At 61.6% G+C, this 11,734-nt stretch carries 8 protein-coding genes; 5 read left to right on the plus strand and 3 right to left on the minus strand.

Annotated features, from left to right (window positions below):
- Window positions 1-62: 62 nt before the first annotated feature.
- The gene (locus tag ACFQ95_RS06670; protein ID WP_422830056.1) at window positions 63-3,203 is read left to right on the plus strand and encodes a multidrug efflux RND transporter permease subunit; all 3,141 of its coding nucleotides are present in this window, start codon (window positions 63-65) and stop codon (window positions 3,201-3,203) included.
- A gap of 406 nt (window positions 3,204-3,609) precedes the next feature.
- On the opposite strand, the gene ACFQ95_RS06675 is transcribed toward ACFQ95_RS06670, so the two are convergent.
- Window positions 3,610-3,981, minus strand: coding sequence for a response regulator (locus ACFQ95_RS06675; protein WP_422830057.1), 372 nt, complete (start codon window positions 3,979-3,981; stop codon window positions 3,610-3,612).
- Between the two features lie 118 nt (window positions 3,982-4,099).
- On the opposite strand from ACFQ95_RS06675, the gene ACFQ95_RS06680 reads away from it, so the two are divergent.
- From ACFQ95_RS06680 to ACFQ95_RS06690, 3 genes are all read left to right on the plus strand, one after another.
- Window positions 4,100-5,563, plus strand: a complete 1,464-nt coding sequence (locus ACFQ95_RS06680; protein ID WP_422830058.1) for an ATPase domain-containing protein — start codon at window positions 4,100-4,102, stop codon at window positions 5,561-5,563.
- Window positions 5,563-7,068, plus strand: a complete 1,506-nt coding sequence (locus ACFQ95_RS06685; RefSeq protein ID WP_422830059.1) for a hybrid sensor histidine kinase/response regulator — start codon at window positions 5,563-5,565, stop codon at window positions 7,066-7,068. The genes ACFQ95_RS06680 and ACFQ95_RS06685 overlap by 1 nt, the downstream gene beginning before the upstream one ends.
- Window positions 7,069-7,274: 206 nt before the next feature.
- The gene (locus ACFQ95_RS06690) at window positions 7,275-7,628 is read left to right on the plus strand and encodes an H-NS family nucleoid-associated regulatory protein (RefSeq protein WP_422830060.1); all 354 of its coding nucleotides are present in this window, start codon (window positions 7,275-7,277) and stop codon (window positions 7,626-7,628) included.
- 126 nt (window positions 7,629-7,754) lie between these two features.
- On the opposite strand, the gene ACFQ95_RS06695 is transcribed toward ACFQ95_RS06690, so the two are convergent.
- The gene (locus tag ACFQ95_RS06695; RefSeq protein WP_422830061.1) at window positions 7,755-9,116 is read right to left on the minus strand and encodes a M16 family metallopeptidase; all 1,362 of its coding nucleotides are present in this window, start codon (window positions 9,114-9,116) and stop codon (window positions 7,755-7,757) included.
- A gap of 22 nt (window positions 9,117-9,138) precedes the next feature.
- Window positions 9,139-10,596, minus strand: a complete 1,458-nt coding sequence (locus ACFQ95_RS06700; protein ID WP_422830062.1) for a M16 family metallopeptidase — start codon at window positions 10,594-10,596, stop codon at window positions 9,139-9,141.
- Window positions 10,597-10,624: 28 nt separating this feature from the next.
- On the opposite strand from ACFQ95_RS06700, the gene ftsY reads away from it, so the two are divergent.
- Complete coding sequence (ftsY, locus tag ACFQ95_RS06705) at window positions 10,625-11,734, plus strand: signal recognition particle-docking protein FtsY (RefSeq protein ID WP_422830063.1); 1,110 nt, start codon at window positions 10,625-10,627, stop codon at window positions 11,732-11,734.

An 11,734-nucleotide genomic window follows, 5' to 3' on the forward strand; every position in this document is an offset into this window, starting at 1 on the left:
TTCAGGCACTGGTCTGCACGCGATCAGGCCCCCACAGGCGCGCGTGACGACGCCGTAGCACCATGTCCAATTTTTTCATTGCCAGGCCCAAGTTTGCGTGGGTCGTGGCCATCTTCATCACACTCGCAGGCCTGCTTTCGATCCCTAACCTGCCGGTATCGCAATTCCCTAACGTCGCACCGCCGCAGATTTCAATCACGGCCTCTTATCCCGGCGCATCTGCTGCAACGATTGCCGAGGCTGTGACCAGCGTCATTGAGGAGGAGCTATCAGGTACGAAGGACCTGTTGTACTTCGAGTCGTCCAGTTCGACCGGTTCGGCCGAACTCACCGTCACGTTTCGGCCAGGGGCCGACCCTGCCTTGGCGCAGGTGGATGTTCAGAACCGGTTGAAGAACGCCGAGTCGCGCATGCCCGAGGCCGTGCGACAGACAGGACTGACGGTCGCGGAGGCCAATGCCGGCTTCTTGCTCATCTACGCCTTGAGCTACACCGATAACGATCCGGACAAAGACGTGGTGGCGTTGTCCGAATACGCGGTGCGATTCCTGAACAACGAGATTCGGCGTGTGCCCGGCGTGGGCAAGGTGCAGTTCTTCAGCGCCGATTCCGCCATGCGGGTCTGGGTGGACGCGGGCAAACTGCGCAGCTTTGGGCTGTCGATGGCGGACGTGAACCAGGCCATCCGCGACCAGAACATCCAAGTGCCTGCTGGCAGCTTCGGTAGCAGGCCTGGTGCGACCGATCAGCAGTTGACCGCCACGCTGGTGTTGCAGGGCCAGAAGCGCACACCCGAGGAGTTCGGCCGCATCGTGCTGCGCGCCAATCGTGATGGCTCAGCGGTGCGTTTGGCCGACGTGGCCCGACTGGAAACCAATCTGCAAGATTTCGGTTTCGAGGCTCGCCTGGACGGGAAAAAAGCCGCTGCCGGCGCGGTCCAGTTGGCGTCAGGCGCGAATGCCATTGAAACAGCCAAGGCGGTGAGAGCCAAGTTGGCCGAACTCAGTGTCAACTTCCCGCAAGGTGTCACGTACTCGGTGCCCTACGATACATCGCAATTTGTCGAAGTCGCCATCCACAGAGTGGTCATGACGCTGCTGGAAGCCGTCGTGCTGGTGTTTCTGGTGATGTTGCTGTTCCTGCAGAACCTGCGCTACACGTTGATTCCGACCATCGTGGTGCCCGTCTGCTTGATGGGGACCTTCGCGGTCATGTACGGCCTCGGCTTCTCGGTGAACATGATGACGATGTTTGGCATGGTGCTGGCCATTGGCATCTTGGTAGACGACGCCATTGTGGTGGTGGAGAACGTCGAACGCATCATGGCGGAAGAGGGACTGTCGCCACGCGAAGCCACCATCAAGGCCATGCAACAAGTGGCGGGCGCTATCGTGGGCATCACCTTGGTACTGGCCGCGGTGTTTCTGCCCCTAGGGTTCATGGCTGGCTCTGTCGGCATCATCTACAAGCAGTTCGCTTTGGCACTGGCGGTGTCAATCTTGTTCTCCGGTTTCCTGGCATTGACGCTCACGCCGGCGCTGTGCGCGACACTGCTCAAGCCCATCGTCAAAGGCCAGCACCACGAGCGCAAAGGTTTCTATGGTTGGTTTAACCGACAGTTCGGCAAGCTCACTGACCGCTTCGATGTGCTGAACCACCGTCTGGTGCGTAAAACGGGGCGCTACATGGTGGTCTACGGCATGCTCGTCGCCGTCCTGGGGGCTCTCTATGTACGCGTTCCCGAAGCGTTCGTGCCCGTCGAAGACCAGGGCTACAACATCGTCGACATGCAACTGCCGCCGGGCGCCACCTTTGCGCGCACCGAGCAGGTCGTGACCGATGTCGAAAAATACCTGGCCTCGCGTGATGCAGTCGATTCGGTCATCACCATCCTGGGCTGGAGCTTCTCCGGTATGGGCGAAAACGCTGCCATTGCATTCCCTAGTTTCAAACACTGGGACCGGCGTTCGGCAGAGCAATCTGTAGAAGCCGAAACTGGCGCGCTGAACGCTGCGCTCGGAGACCATCGCGGCGGCCAGGTCATGGCCATCAACCCGCCGCCCATTGAAGGCCTAGGTAACGCGGGCGGATTTGCCTTGCGCTTGCAAGACCGCGGGGGCATCGGCCTCGAAGCACTGGGCCGTGCGAGCGAAGAGTTCTTGCTGAAGGCAAACGCGGCACCGGCGATTGCTTATGCCACTGTCGAAGGATTACCTAACGCCCCGCAACTGCATTTGCGCATCGACCACGCCAAGGCCGAGGCCCTGGGCGTGCGATTCGATGCCATCAGCACGGCGGTGGCTACGTCTTTCGGCTCCAATATGGTCGGTGATTACGTCAATGACGGCCGTTTGCAACGTGTGGTGGTTCAAGCGCAGCAAGAAGACCGTATGTCGCCGGATGCCGTCCTGAAAATCACCGCACCCAATGCAGCAGGTCAGCAAGTGCCATTGAGTGCCTTTGCGACCACCGAGTGGGTTTTGGGCGCAGCACAGATTTCGCGCTACAACGGCTACCCGGCCTTTCGCATCAGCGGAGATGCCCGTCCCGGATACAGCAGCGGAGACGCCATGGCAGCCGTTGAGAAAATCATCCATGAGCTGCCCCCTGGCGTGGGCTACGAGTGGACCGGGCTGTCATACCAGGAGCGACAAGCCGGAGCCCAGGCGCCTATTCTTTTCGCACTGGCGATTCTGGCGGTCTTCCTGCTGCTGGTGGCTTTGTACGAGAGCTGGATGATTCCGGTGTCGGTCATGCTCATCGTCCCGATTGGTGCACTGGGCTCGGTGCTGGCCTTGATGCTGGTCAACCTGCTTCCATGGGGAGGCGCCATGGCCAACGACGTGTACTTCAAGGTGGGGCTCATCACCATCGTCGGTCTGGCGGCGAAAAACGCCATCCTCATTGTTGAGTTCGCGAAGAGCTTGCGTGAGTCAGGCGTACCGCTACTGGAGGCCACGACTCAGGCGGCAAAACTACGGTTTAGGCCTATCCTCATGACCTCGCTGGCCTTCATTCTCGGTGTTTTGCCGATGGCGATTGCAAGTGGGGCGGGAGGCGCCAGCCAGAGGTCCTTGGGCACCGGAGTCATCGGTGGGATGGCGGCTGCAACAGTCATCGGGGTCATTTTTGTGCCGGTGTTTTTTGTGACTGTGATGTCGCTGGTGGACCGTTTTCAGCGCAGAAATAGCACTGCTACTTAGGCTTGCTTAACGTACTTGGCTAACAGAGGGGTGCCGCTGGGTTGAGCGATGGCCAAGAATATCGGCTCTTGGTCGATGGTTCCAATTCGGCATGAGGCGTGCCAACGACTGCAATCAGCCTAATGTGACCTTCTGGCAAGCTCGCTCGAACTTCCGCTCCTGGCCGAAAGCGAACATCCTAGTAGCCGAGCAGAGATGTCGATATCCGCTTTCGCGCGCGAAAGTGGATCGCATCGAGTGTCTACGACTTCATCGCCTAATCAAACTCCTGGCAGCCAAAAGGCGGGAGGTGTTGACGACTTTACTGCTGCAGGAGTCTTCAGCACTTGGGCCTCCCAACAAGGAATGGTGGCCACGACTGTATTGCCAGGGAACACCTCGGCCGCCTAACCCCAGGGGCAAGCCCTTAGCCGCCTTTAGGTGGAAAGAGCTTTCGAATGTCGGCCGCGAGTATGGGCTTCACAAAGTAATGGTCGACCAAGGCAAAGGTCTCGACGACACGCGGCTCCAAGGCACTGTGGCCGGTGATGGCGACCAGGATCACATCGTCGCCAAACTTGGCGCGCAGGTGGCGCGTGAGATCCAGGCCGTCCATCTCTGGCATGGAGATATCCAGCAGCACACACAGCGGTGTGGACACTGCAATCGCCTCCAGCGCCTCTTGTGCACTAAAGGCCAGGCGTACGTTGTAGCCGTCGATCTCCAGCAAGGTCGCCAGTGACTCGGCGGCGTCACGCATGTCGTCGACCACCAAAATATCGATAAGATCTGTTTCCACTGGCTTCACCCTCTGGCGGTGTACTGGATGCTGCAATGCCGGGCATTCTGACACACCGCCCTTGGCGCTATTCTGAGAGCGTCATGCCTTGGTCACACACGCACTTGGAGTCGACTGAATGCTTTCAACAGGAATCCCCGGCCTCGACATTATCCTGAATGGCGGGCTGACAAAAGAGCGCATCTACCTGGTCGAGGGCGAGCCCGGCACCGGCAAAACAACCACGGGCCTGCAGTTTCTGCTCGAAGGTATTCGCTGCGGCGAACAGGTACTCTACATCACCTTGGCGGAGAGCACCCAGGAACTGCAAGCGGTGGCGCAGTCACATGGTTGGGATATGGCCGGCGTCCATGTCCATGAGGTTTTGCCATCGGAAAACATGTTGGCCGCGGATACGCAGTACACCATGTTCCATCCGTCGGAGATTGAACTCTCGGACATGCTGAAGACGATTCTGACCGCAGTCGAAACACTCAAACCGGTGCGCATCGTGTTGGACTCCTTGTCCGAGTTGCAGCTGTTGGCCGAATCCCCTTTGCGCTACCGGCGCCAGGTGTTGGCGCTGAAGCAGTTTTTCGCCAAGCGCGCATGCACCGTCCTGCTGCTGGACGACCGTACCTCGGCCGTGGGCGACTTGCAGGTGCGCAGCATTGCCAACGGGGTGATTCAACTGACCCACACGGTGAAAGATTACGGGGCCGAGCGTCGCCGCCTGCGGGTCATCAAATACCGGGGCCACGCCTTCGAAGGAGGCATGCACGACTACGTGCTGCGCCGTGGCGGAATGGAGGTCTTCCCCCGCCTGGTGGCATCCGTGACGCGCGGCATCCATACCCGCCGCCAATTGAGCAGCGGTCTGGACACACTCGATCTGCTGATCGGTGGCGGACTCGAAGAGGGCAGCAGCACACTCATCGTTGGCCCACCCGGCACGGGAAAGTCCTCGCTGGCCGCGCAATTCGCCTACGCCGCACACCTGCGCGGTGAAAAAACAGCGATGTTTCTGTTCGAGGAATCCGCCAGCAACCTATTGCATCGCACCGACGGCATCAACATGCCCTTGCGATCGGCCATGGATGCGGGGCAATTGACCATACAGCAGGTGGACCCGGCTGAACTCACGCCCGGTCAATTCTCTGCCGCCATCGTGGCCGCAGTACAGCGTGGCACCAAGGTCCTGGTGATCGACAGCCTGAACGGTTATTTACACGCGGTTCCGGACGAAAAATTCCTGATCACCTACCTGCATGAAATCCTGACCTACCTCGGCCAGCATGGCGTTGCCAGCATTCTGGTCGGTGTGCAGCAGGGCATGCTGGGCGGCAATATGTCCACGGCACTCGACGCCAGCTATGTCGCGGACAACGTGTTGATGCTGCGTTATTTTGAAGACGACGGTGAGGTCAAACAAGCCGTGTCCGTGCTCAAGAAACGTGGCAGCGCGCATGAGCGCACCATACGGAGTTTTGCGATCTCGTCGGCGGGCATCTACGTCGGCGCTGTGTTGCGCGGTTACCGCGGCATTCTCACAGGTGTTCCGGTGTCGTTGACCGAGAAAAAGGCCGGCGCAGGAGAGCCCTGATGGAACTCGGCGTCCTGGTTTACCTGCCAACCGGGCAGGACGGCTTCCTGACGCAGAAACTATTGCAAGCGTCCAGCATCAAGGCCAGTGTCTGCGGTTCTCCAGCGGATCTGGCAAGCCAGTTGGAGAAAGGTGCAGGCGCCGTCCTGCTGGCGGAAGAGACCCTGGGGAGCACGGCCCATCTGTTGCGCCAGTTTGTCGACCAGCAAGCCGCATGGTCCGACCTGCCGGTTTTGTTGCTGACCAAGAGCGGCATGGACTCCCTGGTGATCCAGCGTGCGGTGGAACATCTGGGCAACGTCACCTTGCTGGAACGCCCGGTGCGCACGATGGCACTTTTGAGCATGGTGCGTTCGGCGCTCAGGGCACGCGAACGGCAATACCAGGTGCGCGCTTTCAACCAACGCAAAGACGACTTCCTCGCCACGCTAGCCCACGAGTTACGCAATCCATTGGCCCCCATACTGAATGCAAGCGGCATCTTTGAGCGGCTGTACCCTTCTCCGCAAACCAGCAAACTGACCGACATGGTCAACCGGCAGATCAAACACCTGACGCGCCTGGTCGATGACTTGATGGAAGTCGCCCGCATCAACACCGGCAAGATTGAACTGCGCCTGGACCACACCTCGGTGGCACAGGTGGTGCGGCACGCGCTGGAGGTGGCCGATGCCCCGATACGCGATCGCAGGCACCAGTTGACGGTGCATCTTCCCGAGCAAGACCTGGCGCTTTTTGCCGACCATGTGCGGCTGGTGCAAAGCCTGGGCAATCTCCTCACCAATGCCGCCAAATTCACGCCCGTGGGTGGCCGCATTTGTGTTCGTGCAGGTGTGGAAGCGGGCCAGGCATTTTTCAGCGTGGAAGACAGTGGCAGAGGTTTGAGCAGCGCCGGATTGGCCAAGGTCTTTCAGATGTTTGCCCAGGAACGCGCACCCGGTGAACCCTCTACCGGATTGGGCATAGGTTTGCATCTGGCCAAGGTTTTCACCGAAATGCACGCCGGCTCCATACAGGCCATCAGTGCCGGGGCTGGACAGGGCAGCACATTCACCATCAGGCTGCCATTGGCCGGACCAGCCGCACAAGTGTTGACGCCGCCCGCACAAGCCATGTCGCCCTCTCCCGTAAGCCGCTATGTCCTGGTGGTGGACGACAACCAAGATGCGGCCAACAGTCTGGCCGAATGGCTTGCGCTGCAAGGTGTCGAAACCTCAGTGGCCTACGATGGTGCCTCTGCAGTGGCCCTGGTACGCCAGCGGCCGCCCTCGACGGTGTTGATGGACATTGGCATGCAGGGGATGAACGGTTATGACACCGCCCGCGCCATGCGGCACGAACTGGCCGAGCACAGTGCCAAATTGATTGCCTTGACCGGATGGGGACAACAGGTTGACCGTGCACTGGCCAAGGAAGCCGGCTTCGACTTTCATTTCGTGAAACCAGCGAGTGTGGAGCGGCTCATGGCCTGTATGGCCGGCGAAAGTGATGCGGGTGCGTTGTAGCGGCAGCTATGGCGCGGCACATGAGCCGCGATCAGGCAGGACATTTCCTTTGAATGCCAAAAGCGGTTTAAATGCGAGAGGCATCATGGCCGCCTAGCCGGGGCAGATCGCCCCCGGGCTACGCACGTCACACGCGCCTTGGGCCCAAGCCTCAGTACGAAGTATCAGCAGCCCCAGAAGCACTCAAAGCAATAGAAGGAAAAGTCATGGCAACAACACTGGCCAGTCTGCAAAAGAAGATAGAGAAGCTGCAAGCCCAGGCCGCGAAGCTGAAAGCGCAGGAAGCGCGTGGGGTGATTGAGCGCATCAAGCTGGCCATCCAACACTATGAGCTGCAGCCGGCTGACCTGTTCGCTGCCGAGCCGTCGAAACCAGTGCCGGGCAAACGTGCCAGGACGCTGCCGGCAAAACCCAAGGCCACACGCGCAAAACCGGCCTCGAAGATCAAGTTCAAAGACGAACAGGGCCACACCTGGACGGGCCACGGCAAACGCCCGCGCTGGTACGTCGAGGCCCTTGAAAGTGGCAAGACGCCAGAAGATCTGATGCTGAAGGACTGACGCGGCGCCGATTCCGCGCCCGGCGCTCTCAAGACGTTCTTACGGCGCTCCCGGCACACGCCAAGCGGCTGCCAACAACGCGCCACCTGGCCAGGGTGATGGCGCGCGCAGGCTGGGTTTGGCCGACTACTGCGCCGCGCCCAACACCACCGTCACCATTTTTTCTGGCTGCAGCTTGCGCGCAAACGCAGCGCGAATTTGTGCCGTGGTGAGGCCTTGCACCTGCTGGGTCCAAGTGTCCAGGTAGTCCAGTGGCAACCTGTTCCAGGCTATGTTGGCCACGTTGTCCAGCAGTTTGCGGTTGTTGTCTATGCGCAGTGCAAAGCCGCCAACCAGGTTGTCCTTGGCGGCACGCAACTCGGCCTCGGTGGGGCCGTCCGCGACAAACTTCGCCAGCACTTCTTTGGACACCTGCACCGCCTGCGCCGCCTGGTCGGGCCGGGTTTGCAGGCCTATGGTGAAGGCGCCCGCATGCAGGCCGGGTGAGAAATAGCTGTAAACGCTGTAGCTGAGTCCGCGCTTCTCGCGCACCTGCTCGGTCAGCCGCGACACAAAACCACCACCGCCCAGGATGTAGTTGCCCACGGTCAGGGCAAAGTAATCCGGATCATTGCGCTTGTAGCCCGGCTGCCCTATCAGCACCTGGGCCTGCGCCGAGGCGAAGGGAATGTTGATGTCGCGCGCGGCCGTCAGCGGGGCCACCTCGGGCACAGCGGGCAAGGCCGGGCAGCCGGCAGCGCCTGCGGCGGGCTGCGGCAAACGCGCCAGCAACTGCTGCACCAGCGCATCGGCCTGCGCACGGTTGACCGCGCCCACCAGACTCACGGCGGCACGGCAGGGCAGAATTTCGCCGCTGTAGAAACGTTGCATGTCGGCCGGTGCAATACGCGCCAACGTCGCCTCGGTGAGTTCGTAGCCATAGGGATGGTCGGCGTACACCGCGCCCTCAAACGCGCGGTTGGCCAACACGCCGGGACGGGTGTTGGCCTCTTTCAGCGAGGCCTTGATACGCTCGCGTTCGCGCTGCCAGATGTCGGGGGGAAACGCCGGTTCACCCATTTGCCGTGCGGCCAGGGCCACGGCCTTGGGCAGCAGGTCGGGCGCGGTCAGGGTGCGCAACGAGAAGCTGGCACGGTCGGCACCCGCGCTGGCACCGAACGAGGCGCCCAGGTCCACCCAGGCTTCGCTCAACTGGTTTTCGTCTAGCGCCGGTTCGTTGCCGCGTGCGGCCACACCCTTGGAGGTCATGCCCATGGTGATGGATGCCAGGCCGGCCTGCTCCGCCGGGTCGCGCCGGCCACCGGCGTCGAAGTCTATCTTCACGTCCAGCATGGGAATGCCGGGGCTTTCCACCAGAAACACACGTGCACCGCTGGCCTGTGTCCAGGCCTGTATGGGGATTACGGCCCAAGCAGATTGCGAAGCAAAAAAGACTGTAGCACTCGCCAACAAAGCGAGAGGCGCTCTCTTTTTAGATAAAAAAATCATCGGTCAACTTTCTTGCTGGGGTTCAGTGGCGTGCGCCCGTGGGCGCTGCACGTGGCTTGCGGCCGGCGGGCACAGGCTGCGGACGCAGCACCGCCACGGTGAGCTGGTCGTCGCCAAAATAACGTGCGGCCACCGCCTGCACCTGCGCGGCGGTGACGCCGCGCAAACGTTCGATCAAACGCTCGCTTGCGTCCACTGGAAAACCTTGCGCCCAGTAGTTGCCAAACTCGCGCGCCTGGCCCATCACCGAGTCACGCTTGTACACCTCGCTCGCCACCCATTGCACCTTGACACGCGCCAGTTCGGCCTCGGACACACCCTCGCGCGCCACCTTGGCCACCTGCTCGCGCAAGGCCGCCTCCACCTGGTCAGCGGTTTTGCCTGCGGCGGGCACACCGTCCAGGATGAACAATTGCGGGCCACGACCTATCAAGCCACCACCGGCGCCAGCGCTGTCGGCGACACGGCCCTCGCCTTGTGTCAGCGCACGGTTGATACGCGCGCCGGGGTAGCCGTCGAGCACCTCGGACAACACCGTCAACGCCAGTGCGTCCTGGCCTGCGGCCGACATGGCCGAAGCATCGCCCGCCAAATCTTGCGCGCTGAGTTGCGGCGTGCGAAACGCCAAGGCCAGATAGGTTTGTTCGGCCGGGGCTTTGACCTCGATGCGGCGAATGCCGACCTGCTCGGGCTCGGGGCGCGGCTTGCGTGTGGGCACGGCGCGCGCCGGGATGTGGCCGTAATACTTGTCGACCAGCTTGCGCACTTGCGCCACCGTCACGTCGCCGGCCACCACCACGGCGGCATTGGCCGGCACGTACCAGTGTTTCCAGAAGGCGCGCACGTCGTCAGCGGTCATGCTGTCGAGATCCCCCATCCACCCCACGATGGGGCGGTGATACGGCGAGGCGGTGAACACGGCGGCGTTCAGCGCTTCAAACAGCAGGGCGCGCGGCGAGTCTTCGGTGCGCATGCGGCGCTCTTCTTTCACCACTTCGATTTCTTTGCTGAACTCTTCATCCGGCCACTGGCTGTTGGCAAAACGGTCGGCCTCCAGGCGCATCACGTCTTCCAGTTTGTCGGCGGGGATTTGCTGGTAATAACCGGTGTAGTCGCGCGAGGTAAAGGCGTTTTCCTGCCCGCCCAACGCCGCCACCTGGCGCGAAAACTCGCCCGGCTTGAGCTTCTTGGTGCCCTTGAACATCATGTGCTCCAGCGCGTGCGCCACACCCGAGGTGCCGTCCACCTCGTCGATGGCGCCGGTGCGCACCCACAACATGTTCACCGCCGTGGGCGCACGGTGGTCGGGTTTGACGATGACCGTCAGCCCGTTAGGCAGCACAAACTGCGTGACTGCATCCGGCGCCAGCGAGGTCGGCTGAGCCGAAATCGACGGTGCGACAGAGGGAACGGGGGCTGTTGTTTGCGCCTGCGCCAATGTGGCGAGACCCCAGCAAAACGGGAGGATGTAGCGTTTCATAGAATGGTGGATTCTAAGAACGGTCCAAATGTTCAGCTTTTTCAAGAAAAAAACTTCGCCGCCCGAAAACACGCCTGCGGCAGCAGCACCAGCGGCTGCACCTGTCGTGCCCGCGCAAGCTGAAGCCAAGCCTGCCGACAGCGCTCCCAAGAGCTGGATGCGCAATCCGTTTGGCGGTAAAACGGCTGCGCCTGAGCCCGTGCCGACCGCCGCGCCCGCAGTGCTCGCAGACGTGCCCGCGCGCCAGACCTGGCTCAACAAACTCAGCAACGGCCTGCGCAAAACCGGCTCCAGCATCTCCACCGTCTTCACCGGCACCAGGATCGACGAGGCGCTTTATGAAGAACTCGAAGATGCGTTGCTGATGGCCGACACCGGCGTCAAGGCGACCGAGCAGCTGCTCAGCGACCTGAAGCGCCGTGTCAAAGAACACAAGACCACCGATCCCGCCGCCGTCAAAACCCTGCTGGCCGATGCCATCACCGATCTGCTGGCGCCGCTGCAAAAGCCGCTGGTGATTGGTGAACACACACCCACGGTGGTGATGGTGGCCGGTGTCAATGGCGCGGGCAAGACCACCTCTATTGGCAAACTCACGCGCCACCTCTCCAGCGAGGGCGCGAGTGTGCTGCTGGCTGCGGCCGACACCTTCCGCGCCGCTGCACGCGAACAACTGGGCGTGTGGGCCGACCGCAATACCGTCGAGATCATCAGCCAGGAAGGCGGCGACCCGGCGGCCGTGAGCTTCGACGCCGTGAGCGCCGGCAAGGCGCGTGGCAAGGACGTGGTGCTGGTCGACACCGCCGGCCGCCTGCCCACGCAGTTGCACCTGATGGAGGAGCTGAAGAAGATACGCCGCGTGGTGCAAAAGGCCGATGCCACGGCGCCACACGAAGTGCTGCTGGTGATAGACGGCAACACCGGCCAAAACGCCCTGGCCCAGGTGCGTGCGTTCGACGACGCCCTGCAGCTCACCGGGCTGATCGTCACCAAGCTCGACGGCACGGCCAAGGGTGGTGTGCTGGCCGCCATTGCGCAGGAGCGGCCCATCCCGGTCTACTTCATTGGTGTGGGCGAAAAGCTCGAAGACCTGGAAACCTTCAACGCACGCGAGTTTGCGCAGGCCCTGCTGGCTTGA

It is taken from the genome of Variovorax sp. HJSM1_2 (genome assembly GCF_049316285.1).
GTDB lineage: Bacteria > Pseudomonadota > Gammaproteobacteria > Burkholderiales > Burkholderiaceae_C > Rhodoferax_B.